Source organism: uncultured Bacteroides sp., from assembly GCF_958445495.1.
Classification (GTDB): Bacteria; Bacteroidota; Bacteroidia; order Bacteroidales; family Bacteroidaceae; genus Bacteroides.
The window spans coordinates 64,184-82,060 of record NZ_CAUCSQ010000002.1 but is presented as its reverse complement, the minus strand read 5'-3'; the positions used below and the strand labels follow the sequence as shown (position 1 = coordinate 82,060).

Annotated in this window: 11 protein-coding genes; 6 read left to right on the top strand and 5 right to left on the bottom strand. The window is 47.7% G+C overall.

All coding sequences use genetic code 11. The annotated features are described in order from the left end of the window. Nucleotides 1–52 precede the first annotated feature (52 nt). Nucleotides 53–1,192, bottom strand: a complete 1,140-nt coding sequence (locus tag Q5076_RS01335; RefSeq protein WP_303010430.1) for a glycoside hydrolase family 88 protein — start codon at nt 1,190–1,192, stop codon at nt 53–55. A 234-nt stretch (nt 1,193–1,426) separates the two neighbouring features. Here Q5076_RS01335 and Q5076_RS01330 point away from each other — a divergent pair, with 234 nt between their 5' ends. The 4 genes from Q5076_RS01330 (at nt 1,427) to Q5076_RS01315 (ending at nt 9,471) form a co-directional block, all read left to right on the top strand. Then, entirely contained in the window at nt 1,427–3,268 is a 1,842-nt protein-coding gene (locus tag Q5076_RS01330) for a rhamnogalacturonan lyase (RefSeq protein WP_303010429.1), read from the top strand. A gap of 3 nt (nt 3,269–3,271) precedes the next feature. Beyond that, the gene (locus Q5076_RS01325; protein WP_303010428.1) at nt 3,272–4,681 is read left to right on the top strand and encodes a glycoside hydrolase family 105 protein; all 1,410 of its coding nucleotides are present in this window, start codon (nt 3,272–3,274) and stop codon (nt 4,679–4,681) included. Between the two features lie 19 nt (nt 4,682–4,700). Next, a complete protein-coding gene (gene rhaM, locus Q5076_RS01320) occupies nt 4,701–5,015 on the top strand; it encodes an L-rhamnose mutarotase (protein WP_303010427.1) in 315 nt (104 codons plus the stop codon). A gap of 175 nt (nt 5,016–5,190) precedes the next feature. Next, nucleotides 5,191–9,471 carry a two-component regulator propeller domain-containing protein gene (locus tag Q5076_RS01315; RefSeq protein ID WP_303010426.1) on the top strand — a complete coding sequence of 1,427 codons (4,281 nt, stop codon included), beginning with the start codon at nt 5,191–5,193 and terminating at the stop codon, nt 9,469–9,471. A 127-nt stretch (nt 9,472–9,598) separates the two neighbouring features. On the opposite strand, the gene Q5076_RS01310 is transcribed toward Q5076_RS01315, so the two are convergent. The 4 genes from Q5076_RS01310 to Q5076_RS01295 form a co-directional block, all read right to left on the bottom strand. Continuing rightward, nucleotides 9,599–10,255 carry an HAD family hydrolase gene (locus Q5076_RS01310; RefSeq protein WP_303010425.1) on the bottom strand — a complete coding sequence of 219 codons (657 nt, stop codon included), beginning with the start codon at nt 10,253–10,255 and terminating at the stop codon, nt 9,599–9,601. 131 nt (nt 10,256–10,386) lie between these two features. Next, complete coding sequence (locus tag Q5076_RS01305) at nt 10,387–12,063, bottom strand: glycoside hydrolase 43 family protein (protein ID WP_303010423.1); 1,677 nt, start codon at nt 12,061–12,063, stop codon at nt 10,387–10,389. Between the two features lie 160 nt (nt 12,064–12,223). Beyond that, nucleotides 12,224–13,459, bottom strand: coding sequence for a DUF4861 domain-containing protein (locus Q5076_RS01300; RefSeq protein ID WP_303010422.1), 1,236 nt, complete (start codon nt 13,457–13,459; stop codon nt 12,224–12,226). A gap of 654 nt (nt 13,460–14,113) precedes the next feature. Beyond that, the gene (locus Q5076_RS01295; RefSeq protein WP_303010421.1) at nt 14,114–15,730 is read right to left on the bottom strand and encodes a glycoside hydrolase family 28 protein; all 1,617 of its coding nucleotides are present in this window, start codon (nt 15,728–15,730) and stop codon (nt 14,114–14,116) included. Between the two features lie 223 nt (nt 15,731–15,953). Between Q5076_RS01295 and Q5076_RS01290 the strand changes: the two genes are divergently transcribed. Both Q5076_RS01290 and Q5076_RS01285 read left to right on the top strand, forming a co-directional pair. Then, a complete protein-coding gene (locus Q5076_RS01290) occupies nt 15,954–16,811 on the top strand; it encodes an enoyl-ACP reductase (RefSeq protein WP_303010419.1) in 858 nt (285 codons plus the stop codon). Between the two features lie 6 nt (nt 16,812–16,817). Then, entirely contained in the window at nt 16,818–17,825 is a 1,008-nt protein-coding gene (locus Q5076_RS01285) for a gliding motility lipoprotein GldB (protein WP_303010418.1), read from the top strand. Nucleotides 17,826–17,877 lie beyond the last annotated feature (52 nt).

Genomic DNA, 17,877 nt, shown 5'->3' with positions numbered 1-17,877 from the left:
CTTTTCCGATGCATCCCCGATTAAAAAAACTAACCTGGTGAAAACCTCTGTATTATTGTAATTTGTAGATTTCCGTGCCGGCCAGCAAAAAGCAGCCGATACCGTAATCTTCAAAATCGGGTACGCTCGTATGGGTCACCGGCTGCCCGTCTTTCGGTTCTTTGCCCGTTCCTTGCACATATCCTAGAAAACCGTCGGGATGAACAGCGTCTTTGACAATTGCATTCCAGGCTTTCAATAGGACAGGCAGATATTCATCGCGGTCCAGGAGCCCGTTGCGTACCCCCCATGCCATTCCGTAAACAAATAGGGCCGTACCGGAAGTCTCTTTTCCGCCGAAGTTGGAAGGGTCGTGCAGGCTGACATTCCAGAACCCGTCTTCACGCTGGCATTTCTTGACAGCTTCGCTCATAGCCAGAAAATCATTGATATAATCCTGCCGGTGCGCTTCGTCGGAAGGAATTTCGTTCAATACACGTACTAAAGCGGCATACACCCAACCGTTGCCGCGGCTCCAATAACAGTTCTTGCCGTTGGGCTCTTTGTAGGGAGGATCGAAGTCTTGGTCACGCCACCATAATCCTTCTTCGGCATTAAACATGCCCGCTTCTCCGTGCGTATTCCGGGTGTAGGAATACATATCCCACATCTTATCGTAATATTTCCGTTCGCCGGTCATCTTCCCGAATTTGGCATAGACAGGCATTGCCATTTGTACGGCGTCAATCCACCACCAGTCATTGACTTGCGGCGTATTGACTACCATGTCGATGTTGGCTTTTATGTTCCGTATCATATTCGGGTCGGACGGGCAGATGTTATACAAATCGATATAAACCTGCCCGCAGCATTGGTCGTCCGCATTGCGGGTCGTATTGCCGTTGCGCATTCCCCATTTGTGGAAATCGGCCCAGTCATAGGCATATCTGTAATAGTCCTCGCGCGGGTAGATGGAATAAAGCGCCATCAGCCCCTCATAGTAAACGCCGCGTGTCCATATATTGCTCGGACGTACCCTTCCGTGGAAACTGGGAATGGTGTAGTCGGCATACTTTTTCATAAAGTAACCGTTTACTTTTACGAGGGTGGCGAGAGTCTCTTTTTGTGAAGGCAATTCTTGGGCGACGGCGGAATTTGCAAACATCGGGCAGAGAAGCGTTGCCGTAAAAAATAAGAATAGTGATTTCTTCATGGTCGAATAAAATTCTGTTATGTTAATTAGCGTTTCTTAATGATTTACTTTGCAAAGGTAAGAGACTCTGTTTTCTTTTTCAATGGATTTTCGTGCATATATCTTTAATTTTGTCCACAAAGCAGTTGGAAAGCATGTGTTATGATGATTTCTACATGCATGTGTACAATATTCTATTTTATCAGTATGCCGTGCCCTTTATTTTTGTGGTATAATTTGATTAACGATAAAACTATGAAGTACATCAGTATCTTTTGGAGCTTGTGCCTGATAACCGTTTTTACGGCGGCACAGCCGAACTATGATTTTTCGAAACTGAAACGCGAACATTTGGGGCGTGGAGTGATTGCTGTCCGGGAGAACCCATCTACAGTCGCGGTTTCTTGGCGTTATTTATCTTCCGATTCGATGGATGAATCGTTCGATATATATAGGAACGGTAAAAAGATAAATCGGTATCCGCTGGAAAATGCCACCTTTTTTCAAGATTCTTATAGCGGGACGGACGCTGTGCTTTATACGGTCAAAGCTGTAAAAGCAGGGACGGAGAGCAGTTATCGGATGCCGGCTGACGCTCCGTGCGGTTATCTGGACATTCCTTTGGAACGTCCGGAAGACGGAACGACTCCGGCGGGACAGTCCTATTCTTATGCTCCGAATGATGCGAGTATCGGTGATGTGGACGGTGACGGCGAATATGAGATAATTTTGAAGTGGGACCCAAGCAACGCACATGATAATTCACATGACGGCTATACGGGACCGGTGCTTCTGGATTGCTATAAATTGGACGGAAAGCGTTTGTGGCGCATTGATTTAGGTAGAAACATACGTGCCGGAGCGCACTACACGCAGTTTATGGTCTATGATTTGGATGGAGACGGCCGTGCGGAAGTCGTGATGAAAACCGGGGACGGAACTGTGGACGGAACGGGAAAAGTAATCGGAGACGCCGGAGCGGATTATCGGAATGCTCAGGGACGTATTCTGACAGGCCCCGAATATCTGACGGTTTTTAACGGATTGACAGGAGAAGCGATGAAGACAATCGATTATGTCCCGGAACGCGGCAATCTGGCGGACTGGGGAGATAACCGGGCAAACCGAAGCGACCGTTTTCTGGCTTGCGTCGCCTATCTTGACGGAATACATCCCAGTGTCGTGATGTGCCGCGGCTATTATACACGTACGGTACTGGCGGCTTTTGACTGGGACGGGACGGAGCTGAAACGGCGTTGGGTGTTTGACAGCAACAACCCCGGATGCGGGGATTATGCCGGACAAGGCAATCATAATCTCCGTGTGGGGGATGTGGACGGCGACGGATGTGATGAGATTATCTACGGCTCGTGTGCGATAGACCATGACGGCAGCGGATTATATTCGACTAAGATGGGACATGGAGACGCCATTCATCTGACCCATTTTGACCCTTCCCGCAAGGGACTGCAGGTATGGGACTGCCATGAGAATAAGCGTGACGGTTCCTCATACAGGGATGCGGCTACCGGTGAGGTGCTTTTTCAGATTAAGGACCATACGGATGTCGGACGTTGTATGGCGGCGGACATTGACCCCTCTTATCCGGGCGTTGAGATGTGGTCGTTGGCTTCCGGAGGGATAAGGAGCGTAAAGGGGGAAGTTGTAAAAGAACGGGTGAAAGGGCTGTCCTGCAATATGGCTGTTTGGTGGGACGGCGACTTATTGCGTGAATTGCTGGATAAGAACGTAGTCAGTAAATATAACTGGGAAAAAGGAGAATGTGAGCGCATCGCGGTTTTTGAAGGGGCTCTTTCCAATAACGGGACGAAAGCGACTCCCTGTCTGCAGGGGGATATCATAGGCGACTGGCGTGAGGAAGTCCTGTTGCGTGCGGCGGATAACGCTTCTTTGAGGCTTTATGTTTCTGCCGTTCCTACGGAATACCGGTTCCACACATTTCTGGAAGACCCGGTTTACCGCATAAGCATTGCGACTCAGAATGTCGCTTATAACCAGCCCACGCAGCCGGGATTTTATTTTGGCCCGGAACTTCGGGGAACCGTATTCAGAGGATGTAAAATACCTAAAAAATAGATTATGGATTATCGGATAATAACCATTGTTTCATTATTGACAGTTTTACCTGTCGGCGCTCAGGAAAAGAAAAGCGTGATTAACGACTCGAATACTCCTTTGCATTTGCTGCAGCCCGCTTATCGGGGCGCGTACGGCGAACTGACAACCGGACAGATAAAGAAAGATATGGATTGCGTGTTCGCTTATATAGACAGGGAGACTCCGGCCCGTGTGGTGGATAAGAACACGGGAAAGGTAATTACGGATTATGCGGCGATGGGCGATGAGGCGCAACTGGAACGGGGCGCTTTTTGTCTGGCAAGTTATGAATGGGGAGTGACCTATTCTGCTTTGATTGCGGCTGCCGAAATCACGGGGGACCGGCGTTATATGGATTACGTACAGAGCCGTTTCCGTTTTTTGGCGGAGGTAGCTCCGCATTTCAGGCGCGTCTATCGGGAAAAGGGGACGACCGACCCGCAACTGCTGCAAATCCTCTCTCCGCAGGCATTGGACGATGCGGGAGCTGTATGTGCAGCTATGCTCAAACTTCGTTTGAAAGACCGGTCACTCCCTGTAGAGGAGTTGGTCGACAACTATTTCGATTTCATAATAAACAAGGAATATCGCTTGGCAGACGGGACTTTTGCCCGTAATCGCCCGCAGCGCAACACTCTTTGGCTGGATGACATGTTTATGGGGATTCCGGCGATAGCGCAGATGAGTTGTTATGACAAGTTGCAAAAAGACAAATACCTGGCGGAGGCTGTCAGGCAGTTCCTTCAGTTTGCAGACCGCATGTTTATTCCCGAAAAGGGACTGTATCGTCACGGATGGGTGGAGAGCAGTACAGACCACCCTGCTTTTTGCTGGGCGCGCGCCAACGGATGGGCCATGCTTACGGCTTGCGAATTGCTGGACGTATTGCCGGAAGATTATCCGCAGCGTTCTGAAGTGATGGACTATTTCCGTGCCCATGTACGCGGAGTGACGGCGTTGCAAAGCGGGGAAGGACTTTGGCATCAGTTACTTGACCGGAATGATTCTTATCTGGAGACTTCCGCTTCCGCCATTTATGTCTATTGCTTGGCGCATGCGATAAATGAAGGATGGATTGACGCGGTTGCTTACGGTCCGGCAGCTCATCTGGGATGGCACGCCGTAGCCGGCAAGATTAATGCGGAAGGCCAGGTGGAAGGAACCTGCGTGGGTACGGGAATGGCTTTTGACCCGGTATTTTATTACTATCGTCCGGTAAATGTATATGCGGCTCACGGATATGGCCCGGTTCTTTGGGCCGGTGCGGAAATGATTCGTTTGTTGAAGAACTTGTATCCGCAGATGAACGATAGCGCCGTTCAGTATTACCGGGTGAAACAGAAAACGGCGGCGCCTATTTTTGCTGTTGGTGCGGAAGATGCGGAAAATTAACTTTAAATAGATTGGAACTATGAAACGGGAAGCGTTTAAAATGTATCTGAAACCGGGGTGTGAGGCGGAATATGAAAGGAGGCACGCGGCTATCTGGCCTGAACTGAAGATGTTGCTTTCAGAGAGCGGCGTATCGGATTATTCCATTTATTGGGATAAAGAGACTAATATTCTTTTCGCTTTTCAGAAAACGGAAGGAGAGTCCGGTTCACAGGATTTGGGAAATACGGAGATTGTGCGGAGATGGTGGGATTATATGGCGGATATCATGGAGGTGAATCCTGATAATTCGCCGGTATCCGTGCCGTTGCCGGAGGTGTTCCACATGGATTGATTGCACATCTGTTTTTCAAGCGGGTAATGCGGATAATACGGATAAGAGACATCATCGCTGTATCATCCGCGTTATCCGTGTCTGGAAGCGGGAGTATTTTGCGGGCCGGCTCTTTATTATTCCAACTATCTTGATTATTTTTGTCCGTCATTCAGTTATTAATCTTAAAATCTATATGATGCAAAGACGTCTTTTAATCTTCTTTTTCCTGGTGGGCCTTGTACTGGATACATACGCCGCAATCGAACTCCGTTCTACCCGGATGAGAACCAGTGACGGTCTTCCTAATAATTCTGTCCGTTACATTTATCAGGACAGCAAAGGTTTCTTATGGCTGGCTACGTTGAATGGGCTGAGCCGTTACGACGGTAACTCTTTTCTTACTTTCCGTCCGGAAACCGGTGATGAAGTGTCTTTAGCGGATAACCGGATTTACAGTATTACAGAAGACAAAAACGGATTTTTGTGGATTTCCACCACGCCTGAACTATATAGTTGCTACGATTTGCGACGCGCGCGTTTTATCGATTATACGGGTTGCGGGGAATTGAGGCAAAATTATTCAACGGTGTATGTCGCCGCTAACGGGGATGTCTGGTTGTCGCATTCGGGAAACGGCTGCCGCAGGATGGTGCATCTGGAAGACGGGCGGATGAAATCTACGGTGTTCAGGACAGAATGCGGGAATCTGCCGGACAATAGGGTGAAATTCGTTGATGAGGATGCCGGCGGGCGGATTTGGATAGGGACACAATGCGGATTGGTTTCCGTCACTGACGGGCAGTATAGGATAGAAGACCGCCTGATTCATTTTGTCTCTTCTCTGGCTTACGGGGATGATATGTATTTTCTTACCGTGGACGGCGATATTTATTGTTACCGGGCTGCTGCCCGGAAGATGCGGAAACTGGCGTCTCTTGCCGCTGTTGCAGGGCAGACCTCACCGACCGGTAATTTCCTGTTGCAGGACAAATGGGTGGTTTTGACTACTACGGGGGTATATACCTATGATTTTAAGACGGGAGAGGTCCGCCCGGATTCCCGCATGGATATAAAAAAGGGCCGGTTGATTCGTGACAATCGTGGCAATTATTGGATATACAATCATACGGGGTGTCTTACCTATGTTCTTGCCGGTACAGGGGAAGTCAAGGAATTTCAGTTGATTCCCCAGGACAAAATCAGTTATATAGATTTCGAACGTTACCACATTGTCCATGATTCCCGCGGGATTATCTGGATTTCGACTTATGGCAACGGATTGTTCGCTTACAACACGGCGGAGGACAAGCTGGAACATTTTGTCGCGAATATAAACGACCAGAGCCATATCAGTTCCGATTTCCTGTTGTATGTCATGGAAGACCGTGCCGGTGGCATCTGGGTGGCTTCGGAGTATTCGGGACTGTCCCGCATCTCGGTATTGAATGAAGGGACTGCCCGCATTTACCCGGAATCCCGTGAATTGTTCGACCGTTCGAATACGATTCGCATGTTGACTAAGATGCCCGACGGGGATATCTATGTGGGCACACGCAAGGGAGGACTTTACACCTTTGATTCGAATCTCCGTTCAAAGGTGGCTAACCGGTATTTCCATTCCAATATTTACGCTATTACCGAGGACGGGCAGGGACGGATATGGATGGGGACCCGCGGAAACGGATTGAAAGTCGGGGATACGTGGTATTGCAACAATCCTTCCGATTTTTCGACATTGTCCGATGATAATGTCTTTGCTATTTATCGTGACCGTAAAGACCGCATGTGGATAGGTACGTTTGGAGGAGGGCTTGAGCTGGCGGAGCAGACGCCCGAAGGCGGATATAAGTTCAGGCATTTTCTTCAGCAGAGATTCGGTTTGCGGATGGTGCGTGTGATAGAGGAGGATGAAAACGGAATGGTTTGGGTAGGGACCAGCGAGGGAATTTGCATTTTCCATCCGGACTCTCTGATTGCCGACTCGGACAATTACCGTTTGTTCAGTTATACGAACGGGAAATTCTGCAGCAATGAGATAAAGTGTATTTATCGCGATACGGAAGGAAGGATGTGGATTGGCACTTCCGGTTCGGGGCTGAACCTTTGTGAACCGCAAGACGGCTATGCTTCTTTGAAGTACGAACATTACGGGACTTCCGAGGGCTTGGCAAATGATGTGGTTCAGTCTGTTCTGGGGGATAGGAACGGAAATATATGGGTAGCTACCGAATATGGGATTTCCAAATTTAATCCGGCGAACCGTTCTTTCGAGAATTATTTCTTTTCTTCCTATACTTTGGGCAATGTTTACAGCGAAAACAGCGCTTGTATGCGTGAGGATGGAAAATTGCTTTTCGGTACGAATTACGGGCTGATTGTCATTGACCCGGAAAAGATACAGGACAGCGAGGCCTTCTCTCCGGTTGTTTTTACCGATTTGTATGTGAACGGCACTCTGGTAAATCCGGCAGCGGAGGATTCTCCTTTGAAACAGTCGCTTGCCTATTCGGATGAGATTACGTTGCAATATTTCCAGAATTCATTCCTGATAGATTTCTCTACTTTTGACTATTCGGATAGCGGACGCACGAAATATATGTACTGGCTGGAGAATTACGATGAGGGATGGAGCGCTCCGTCACCTTTGAATTTCGCTTCTTTCAAATATCTTACTCCGGGGACTTATGTGCTTCATGTGAAGTCCTGCAACGGTTCGGGCATCTGGAACGACAGTGAGACTGCCTTGAAGATTGTGATTGTCCCTCCTTTCTGGAAAACAAACTGGGCGATGGCGGGATACGTATTGCTGTTGGTGGTCGCTCTCTATTTCGCGTTCCGCATTGTTCGGAATTTTAACAGTTTGCGTAACCGTATCAATGTGGAAAAGCAGTTGACTGAATATAAGCTTGTTTTCTTTACCAATATTTCTCACGAGTTCCGTACTCCGCTTACATTGATTCAGGGGGCATTGGAGAAAATACAGCGTGTCACGGAGATTCCCCGTGAACTGGCATATCCTTTGAAAACGATGGATAAGAGTACCCGGCGCATGTTGAGGCTTATCAACCAGTTGTTGGAGTTTAGGAAAATGCAGAATAATAAGCTGGCGCTTTCTTTGGAAGAGACGGATGTGATTGCTTTCCTCTATGAGATTTTTTTAAGTTTCGGAGATGTGGCGGAACAGAAGAATATGAATTTCCGTTTCTTGCCGTCTGTTCCGTCGTACAAAATGTTTATCGATAAAGGAAATTTGGATAAAGTGACTTATAATCTGTTATCCAATGCGTTTAAATATACTCCTTCGAACGGGACGGTTGTCCTTTCGGTAAATGTGGACGATGCGGGAAGGATGTTGCAGATTCGGATTTCGGATACGGGGGTCGGCATTCCTAAGGAGAAACAGAATGAATTGTTTAAACGTTTTATGCAGAGCAGTTTCTCCGGTGACAGTATAGGTGTGGGTTTGCATTTGAGCCATGAACTGGTGCAGGTGCATAAAGGTACGATTGAGTACAGGGACAATGAAGGAGGCGGTTCTGTATTTACCGTCTGTCTTCCGACGGACAAGTCGGTATATTCGGAGAAGGACTTTTTGATTCCGGGCAATGTGCTGTTGAAGGAAGCGAATGGGCAGGCGCACCATCTGTTGCAGCTTTCCGAAGAACTTCCCGAACCGGAAAAGATGGCTGTTCCTTTAAATAAGCGGAAAGTCCTGATTATTGAGGATGATAATGATATACGGGAGTTCCTGAAAGAGGAAATCGGGGTTTATTTTGAGGTGGAAGTTGCCGCCGACGGTATTTCGGGATTTGAGAAAGCGCGTACCTATGAGGCAGAGCTTATCATTTGCGATGTCCTGATGCCGGGAATGACCGGATTCGAAGTAACCAGGAAGCTGAAATCGGACTTTGACACAAGCCATATTCCTATTATTTTGCTGACTGCATTGAATTCGCCGGAAAAGCATCTGGAAGGTATTGAGGCCGGAGCGGACGCCTACATTGCGAAACCGTTTAGCATTAAACTGTTATTGGCACGCGCTTTCCGCTTGATAGAGCAGCGTGATAAATTACGGGAAAAATTCTCCAACGAGCCGGGCATCGTACGGCCGGCCATGTGCACTACGGATAGGGATAAGGAGTTTGCTGACCGCCTGGCGGTTATTCTGGAACAGAACCTTGCCCGTCCGGAGTTTTCTATTGATGAGTTTGCCCAGCTCATGAAGTTGGGACGGACGGTGTTTTACCGGAAACTGCGTGGGGTGACCGGGTATTCTCCCAATGAGTATTTACGTGTGGTGCGGATGAAGAAAGCGGCCGAATTATTGCTGTCGGAAGATAATCTGACGGTTGCCGAGGTCTCTTACAAGGTGGGTATCAGTGATCCTTTCTATTTCAGCAAATGTTTTAAGGCCCAGTTCGGGGTGGCGCCTTCGGTTTATCAGCGTGGAGTAAACAATGATGTCCGGACTTGATTGTTCCGAGTACTTGATACGCTTTGTTCATCCGTATGAAACATTGGTTTCTTGGTTATGAAACTGTATCTTCTGCCGCATGAAACAAAAGTTTCGTGCGGTAGAAACTATCTGTTCATCAGGTAAATTAGGGTTCCGGAATCAGTTCTTTAATCTTTTCTGCCGTATCTACTATGTATGCCGGATTGAATTTTTCCAGTTCGCTCTTGGGACGAAATCCCCATGTCACTCCGCAGGCGGTCACTCCGGCGTTGGCTGCCGTTTGCATATCGACTCCCGAATCACCGATGTAGAGGACTTCTTCTTTGGCTGTGCCTGCCAGTTGCAGGATGTCAAAGACTACAGTGGGGTCGGGCTTGACGTTCACCCCTTCCCGTTGGCCGAATACGGCGGTAAAATGAATTTCGGGGAAATAATGGGCGACTAGCTTTTCGGTGGCGGCCTGGTATTTGTTGGACGCTACGGCAAGCAGGATTCCTTCAGACTGCAAATAGGACAACAGTTCCGGAATGCCCGGATAGGGACGGCTGTCGTCTGCATTGTGGATATCGTAGTAGGGAATGAATTCTTTGCGTACGCGGAGTACGTTCTCTTCTGTCTTTTCTCCTTCGGGCAGCGCACGTTCGAAGAGTTTGTTGATTCCGTTTCCTACCATGAAATTGTACTTCTCTATCTTGTGCATGGGATATCCCAGCTTGTTCAGGGCGTAATTGGTACTGTGTGCCAGGTCGGCGATAGTGTTCAGCAAAGTACCGTCCAAATCGAATATGGCTAGTCTTTTCATTAGGCTTTTTTGTTTTTATTGTTTCATCCTCTTATTCCGGATTTTTTCGTTTGCAAAGGTAGAAAAGAAAAGGCGTCCCTGCAAAAATTTCATCATGCGGAAACGCCTTTTGGGTATTCGGTTGTTCTTTTTTACTTCTTCGCAATGCGGAACCAGTCTACATCCGCCCATCCTCCGTCATTGGTGACGATAGCGGGCCGCGTACAGAACATACCGACTTTTGCACCAATCCATTGTCCTTCCTTTGCTTGGAAAGGGTTGCCCAACGGCCGGTATTTCTTTCCGTCGAGGCTATAGCTGAAATTGCACATGACAATGAGGTCGTGCCCGCCTTCGCTGGCTTTGATTTTCTTTCCGTCGCAGGTGAATTTTACTTTCAGATAGACCGTATTTTGAGAGAGGCTGACGGAAGCGTTCGGTTGTTCCGGTTTGCCTTTGTCTGCTTTCTTGCATTCGACTTGTGACAAGACGAGTCCTTTATCGGTGTTTTCCAGAATCAATCCGGCATAATCCCTGCCCATGACGATGAGTCCGGTACGTTCGCCTTTGTTTTTCCGGTTCGGGCTGAATGTAAGTTTCATCGTGGCGGTGAAATTGTCCGAAGGTGTCTTTTGCAACAGGAGGTTGGCTACGTCCCACAGGTTTTTATAGTCTTGTACGACCGGATAGGAATAGAGTCTTACGTAACTCTTGTCACCTGCATAGTACGCCCACTTTTCGTTGATGTTGGCGTGCCATTGCCATTGCGGGGAAAGCGTGTAGCCGTCGAATTCGTCACTTTCCTGCGGGGTGCAGGCCGGGTAGGTTTTTCCTACGTCCGGCTTTTTATAGGTCAGTACGGGTTCGCCGCATCCGTCGCCGTCTTTGTCGATGCCGATGACGGGCCAGTCATTGACCCATTTCATCGGTTGCAGATGCATGACTCGGCCGTAGGCGCCCACATCCTGGAAATGGAGGAACCAGTCTTCGCCGGCGGGAGTGTCTACCCATGCGCCCTGGTGAGGGCCGTTGACGGGTGAGTCGCCTTGTGCGAGTACTGTTTTCCATTCATAAGGGCCGTAGATGTTTTTGGAACGCAGTACCACTTGCCAGCCTGTCGGTACGCCGCCCGCCGGATGGAAAATGTAATAATAGCCGTTTCTTTTGTACATCTTGGGACCCTCGCATGTCTGATGCGCTTCATGGCCGTCAAAGATGATGCGTGAAGGGGTGACGGCTTTTGTCACTTCTGCATTCAGTTCGCAAATCGTGATGACGCTTTTCAGCCCGGCACGGCTTCCCGCGTATGCGTGTACCATGTATGCTTTTCCGTCTTCATCCCAAAACGGGCATGTGTCAATGATACCTTTTCCCGGTTTTACAAGGACGGGGTCGCTCCACGGGCCTTTCGGGTCTTTGGCTTTCACCATAAATGCTCCTTGGTCCGGGTCGCCCCAGAAGATGTAGAATTCGCCGTTGTGGTGGCGGATGGCGGGCGCCCACACGCGGTTGCCATGTTCCGGACGTTCTGGAATTTCGACGGGGGAGAGGGTATTGGGGATGGCCGCGCCGATGATTGTCCAGTTCACCAAGTCTTTGGAATGCAGAATCTGTAATCCGGGCAGGCAGTTGAAACTGGATGAGGTCATATAGAAATCATCTCCCACGCGGCAGGCGTCCGGGTCGGAGTAATCGGCATAGAGTACCGGGTTTTTGTAGTTGCCGTTTCCGAGGTCGGAAACCCATACTTCGGATACGTAGTTTTTCTGTGCCAGTGCCGGAAAGGCGGCCAGCAGGCAGAGAACCAAAGTTTGTGTCAGTCGTTTCATACTATAGGTATAATAGAGTTTGATATGAATAATTCATTGATTGGTCTAGCCTTTGCAAAAGTAGAAAAAAAGACTCTGCACATGGGGTAATATTTGTGCAGAGTCGTATAAAAATTGGTAGAAACTATGTATTTTTTGTTTAGCCGTACCGGTATTCTTATTACCGGTTTGCTTTTTCTATTTTTATGGTTACCGGGTGAGTCAGTTCTTCTTTCCATTTGCGGAGATAGGCGAACCAGGCTTCCGGCGTTTTGTATCCGAAGGATTCTTTCATGGAGGTGAAGGTGGTATGGTATTGGAAATAGTTGCTTTCCGGAGCGGTAACCGTATAGAGGAAGTTTGCCTTGTCTTTTTCTTCCGATTTTACGTAACGTTGGGGGATGCAGGTTCCTAACCCTACTGTTTCTTTGGCATATTTGACCGTATCGTTTACCGGCCAGTCGGTTCCCCAGCTTCCGACCAATCCTTGATGGTCTGAGAATGAAGTTGCCGTACCTGTGATATTCTGGACGCCGGTCGAGAATATTTCTGTTTTCAACGGTTCGTCGAAGAAGGCTTCGATATGAAGGTCGCGGTGTCCTGCGTAAAGCGTGTAGCGTGTCGTCATGTTCAGCTCTGAACCCTGGTATTGCCATCCGGTCACTTCGATTTCTGCAATTGCACGTACCGGGCCATAGGATATGATGCGTTCGGTACGGGTTTCGACGGGGGTGATATGGGTCGCTTTTTTACCGTCCCACCCTTTCAAGGCGCCCGGACCGCAACTGTCGAATACCCGGAGCACGTCATCGCCGAATCCTTTTGCTAGCTGGGCGTCGGTGGGATAGAATTGAGATTCTTTGATTTCCAGTCCTTTGTTGAACTTCCCGTAAATGTCCGGTGTCTGTTTTTCATTGAAGTAGAGGCGGTAACCGACCAGCTCCGATTCGAGAACCGGACCGTGGGGGCGTACCATGCTGTAGATGTTGCTGCTTCCGGGGACCGTGATGGCTTGTACTCGTTGGTGTTTTCCTTTCCGGTGGTCTGCGATGAACATGTCGGCATAGACACGTGCCGGATAGTTCTTGACGTTCTTTTCCGAGGAGAGTGTGATACGGAATGTTTTTTTCCCGTTGGCGGGAAGGTCGGTGACGAATGCCAGTTCGTCCATGTTGCGGTCTCTGTTTAAATCGTCCAGTTGGGAGGGTATTTCGCGGGAGCCTTCCGTCACCGTTGCGGATTTTACCTTGAATCCCGTATGCAGCTCGTGTATATTGATGACTACCGGGGCGTCTGTTTTTGCTTGGTTCCAGTTGTTGTGTACTTCTACTGTAACGGTTGTCTCCTGTTGTTGGGCAGAAACGGGTAAACTGAGACTTCCTAAAAGGAAGGGAATGATGAATAGGTTCTTTTTCATGATTTCAAAGCTGATGTTAGATGTCGTCTTTTCTTTTGCAAAGATAGGGATAAAAAATGAAAGTCGGAGCGGATGGGTATAAGAAGGTTATGAACATCTACAACGGATAATTTTGCCTGTTAAAGAGTTATGGGAATGATATTCAATGTATAATTTTATCTGAAACGCAATGCTGGATTTGTTCCGGTTGTGTGTGTCGTATTGCCGTAAACGGTAAATTCATGCCGTTCGGTTACGAGTTGGATGTGGGGAAAAGATTGTGGAACGTGGAATTAGGTTGCGTTTCCGGTCGAGGTATCGTAGGCGGAAGGTTTATCGTATGCCGGATGAAATCCGTATGGACATCAATCAAACATAATTACTTCGTATCCGTTTGGATGGCCGGAAGCTGTCTGCTTTTAAGAAATTGGGTTGTCTCGACATGGAATCGGGATGTATTGAGTTGCTGCGGAGGTATTTTTATCTTGGATAGAAAGAATGGGAAATAGCAGACCGCTTATCTTTTGAGGATGAAGTTGTCTGCTATTTGAGCTTTTTACTCTATATAATGATTGTGGTTTTTTAGGTTGCAACTGCGGGTACGAATGATTCGGACCGTATCCTTTCCGGCAAATTTTCCCGTTTTTACATTGTTTACATTTGGGGTACGGAGTTTTATTTGAATTTCAGCGTTTCTCCTTTGGAATCTATTTCTTCATGGAGCTTTCCGTTTACTGTCAGTTTTTGGGCGTTTCTGACTTTTAACAGGTAGTTGCCCTTCACTGATTCTACATGGATATTTTCAAAGGTAACCCCGTCTACCTGGCTGAGTACGACTCCGTCCGAGGCTTCGGTTATTACTACGTTTTTCACCGTTACGTCGCTGATTGGCATTTCCGGCAGTCCGTTGAAGAACATGGCGCGTCCGGAACCTCTGCAGACGATGTTTGAAATGTGGATGTTGCGGAATGACGGGGTTTCTTCCGTAACCGGGGGGATGGCGGTTTTCATACGTTTCAACAGGTCTTCTTCCGATTCTTCTCCTGCGCCTTTGCCGCCGTAGAACAAGTCGAACAACAGGGGTTCGTTCGGTATGTTAATCATGTTGATGCGGTTGATATGGATATTTTCTACCACGCCGCCCCGTCCGCGCGTGCTTTTGAAACGTAGTCCTACATCTGTTCCCATAAACGTGCAGTCTTCTACATAGATGTTTTTCACTCCTCCGGACATTTCGCTGCCGACCACGAATCCGCCGTGCCCGTGCAGTACCGTGTTGTTTTTTACTATTACATTCTGGCAGGGTTCTCCGCGGCGGCGTCCGTTTTCGTCTTTTCCGGATTTGATGCAGATTGCATCGTCTCCTGCGTCAAACACACTGTTGATGATAAGTGCGTTCTTGCAGGATTCCAAATCGATAGCGTCACCGTTTTGGGAATACCAGGGGTTGATTACCATGATGTTGTTCACGGTGAGGTCTTCGCAAGACAGAGGGTGCAGGCACCAACTGGGTGAATTTTTGAAGGTTACGCCTTCCAGTAATATTTTTTTGCTTTTTACGATGCTTAACAGTACCGGACGCAGCCACGGGCGGATTTCAGCCCATTCTTCGTCTGTATGGATGCCTTCGGGAACATTGAAGTCTTTACAAGCCATGGCGCCTTTCAATGAACCTGCAGTAGGATACCATATTTCTTGTTTTTCGTCAAGAACACCTCCGGAGTTTACCAGTTTTTTCCATTGTGAGGCGGTCAGTTTCCCTTTCTTTACCGGTCGCCAGCAATCGCCGTTGCCGTCGAACGTGCCGTGTCCCGTGATAGCGATGTTTTCCGCATTGCGGGCTGAAATGGGGGATTGGCAGCGGCGGGTTTCCAGTCCTTCGAAGGAGGTGTTGATGATAGGGTATGCCTCGAAATCTCCGGTGAAGAGTACCAATGCGTTTGGTTCCGTATAAAGGTTTACATTGCTTAGCAGTTCGATGGGACCGGTCAGCCAGACGCCTTCCGGAATAACTACTTTGCCTCCGCCATGCCGGTTGACGTCTTTGATGGCATCATTTATGGCCTGGGTATTCAGGAACATGCCGTCTCCTTTCGCTCCGAATTGTTCGATGTTTGTTTCATAAGCGGGGAAAGACGGTTGTTGTACTTTAGGCATCTCAAAGGGTAGATTCTGGTAAAGGGTGTCGCTTATCCTACTTTCTTTTACTGTATTTTCATTCTGTTTGCATCCCGAAATGAACGGTAAGCAGCATATAGCCATCCAGAAGAATCTTTTTGTCAATGTGTTCATTTAGTAACTTAATTCTATAAGGGTTATACATTTATTGTTTTTCTTGGCAACTCGTTGAGCGTTTTAATTGTCGATGGCAAAGATAAGCGGGAAAGTCTAAGGGGATGTGGACTAATTGATAGAATACGTGTATTTTTTGTCATTTATACCTATTATTTGCACATATCTCGTGTTTTTATGCAGAAAGTTCCTATCTTTGCACAAAATTTAACTATTAAAAGATATGAGTTACAACTTGTTGAAAGGAAAAAGAGGTATAATCTTCGGTGCTCTGAATGACCAGTCTATTGCTTGGAAGGTAGCGGAGCGGGCCGTAGAGGAAGGTGCGACTATTACATTATCAAATACTCCGATGGCTATCCGTATGGGAGAAGTCAATGCTTTAGCGGAAAAGCTGAATTGCCAGGTCATACCGGCCGATGCGACTAGCATAGAGGATTTGTCGAATGTATTCAAGACCTCTATGGACATACTGGGCGGACAGATTGATTTCGTTCTTCACTCTATCGGTATGTCTCCTAATGTGCGTAAGAAACGTACTTATGACGACCTTGACTATGGGATGCTGGAAAAGACGCTGGATATTTCTGCTGTGTCGTTTCATAAAATGATTCAGTCTGCCAAAAAATTGAATGCCATTGCCGATTATGGCTCTATTGTCGCTTTGAGTTATGTAGCGGCACAGCGTACTTTCTACGGTTACAATGATATGGCGGATGCAAAGGCGTTGCTTGAGTCTATCGCACGCAGTTTCGGATATATTTACGGACGCGAGCACAGTGTGCGCGTGAATACGATTTCACAGTCTCCTACATTTACCACCGCCGGTTCGGGTGTGAAGGGAATGGATAAGCTGTATGATTTCGCCAACCGCATGTCTCCGTTGGGGAATGCCAGTGCGGATGAGTGTGCGGATTATTGTATCGTTATGTTCTCTGACCTTACCCGTAAGGTGACGATGCAGAATTTGTTCCATGACGGCGGATTTTCTAGCGTGGGCATGAGTCTTCGTGCTATGGCTACTTATGAAAAGGGGCTGGATGAGTATATGGATGAGAATGGTAATATCATTTACGGATAAAAGAATATGAAGTTGCGGATTTCTCTTCTTTTGGGATTGTTAAGCGTGCTTTTCGCCTCCTGCGGGATAAGTACGGGGAAAGGCGTGAAACAGAAAGGGGAAGAGATTTCTGTTTTAAGATATGATAAGCTGTTGAGCGAGTATGTCCGCTCGAACAGCTTTTCTGCCATGCAGAAGCTGACGATGGATTATCGCGAACCGACAAAACTCCTGATTGAGGATGTACTGGCTATCGGTACGGTGAAAGACGATACGATTTTTCAGCGTCTGCAAAAGTTTTATTCGGATTCCACGTTGATTCGCCTGATGAATGATGTGGAAAGGAAATTCCCTGACCTTGACGAAGTGGAGAAGGGGCTGAATGAAGGGTTCGGAAAGTTGAAAAAAGAAGTGCCTGATGTTAAGGTCCCGTTTGTTTATTCACAGATATCTGCATTCAATGAGTCTATTGTTCTAGTGGATACCCTGCTGGGGATAAGTCTTGACAAGTATATGGGGGAGGATTATCCTCTTTATAAACGGTTTTATTATGATTATCAGTGCCGTTCCATGCGCCCGGAACGGATTATACCGGATTGTTTTGCGTTTTATCTTCTCAGCCGTTACGGAATGGGGTATCATGAGGGGGCATGCCTCATTGATTTAATGGTACATTCCGGAAAGATTCATTATGTGGTGCAGAAGTTGTTGGGCTATGATAGTGTGGGGGAGGCAATAGGGTATTCGAAAGAGGAGGATGCCTGGTGTGAGGAGAATGAGGAGGCTATCTGGAAGTATATATGCGCTAACGAGCATTTGCATGCGCGCGATCCGATGGTTATCCGTTATTATATGAAGCCTGCTCCTGCGGTTGAGATGTTGGGCGAACAGGCTCCCGCTTTGATTGGTATTTGGATGGGGGCGAAGATTGTGTCTTCCTATATGAAAAGGCATAAGGGTATGAAGGTAAAGGATTTGCTGGAGTTTACCGATTATCATGAAATGCTGAATGAGTCTGAGTATCCGGCTTCCTGATTTGTTTGAACGGGTTGCTGGTTGTCGTATTGTTTATAATCTGTAATAAGTG

Coding starts and splice junctions, on each gene's coding strand:
- Q5076_RS01335 (WP_303010430.1), bottom strand. CDS start 1,192: ATGAAGAAATCACTATTCTTATTTTTTACGGCAACGCTTCTCTGCCCG.
- Q5076_RS01330 (WP_303010429.1), top strand. CDS start 1,427: ATGAAGTACATCAGTATCTTTTGGAGCTTGTGCCTGATAACCGTTTTT.
- Q5076_RS01325 (WP_303010428.1), top strand. CDS start 3,272: ATGGATTATCGGATAATAACCATTGTTTCATTATTGACAGTTTTACCT.
- rhaM (WP_303010427.1), top strand. CDS start 4,701: ATGAAACGGGAAGCGTTTAAAATGTATCTGAAACCGGGGTGTGAGGCG.
- Q5076_RS01315 (WP_303010426.1), top strand. CDS start 5,191: ATGATGCAAAGACGTCTTTTAATCTTCTTTTTCCTGGTGGGCCTTGTA.
- Q5076_RS01310 (WP_303010425.1), bottom strand. CDS start 10,255: ATGAAAAGACTAGCCATATTCGATTTGGACGGTACTTTGCTGAACACT.
- Q5076_RS01305 (WP_303010423.1), bottom strand. CDS start 12,063: ATGAAACGACTGACACAAACTTTGGTTCTCTGCCTGCTGGCCGCCTTT.
- Q5076_RS01300 (WP_303010422.1), bottom strand. CDS start 13,459: ATGAAAAAGAACCTATTCATCATTCCCTTCCTTTTAGGAAGTCTCAGT.
- Q5076_RS01295 (WP_303010421.1), bottom strand. CDS start 15,730: ATGAACACATTGACAAAAAGATTCTTCTGGATGGCTATATGCTGCTTA.
- Q5076_RS01290 (WP_303010419.1), top strand. CDS start 15,954: ATGAGTTACAACTTGTTGAAAGGAAAAAGAGGTATAATCTTCGGTGCT.
- Q5076_RS01285 (WP_303010418.1), top strand. CDS start 16,818: ATGAAGTTGCGGATTTCTCTTCTTTTGGGATTGTTAAGCGTGCTTTTC.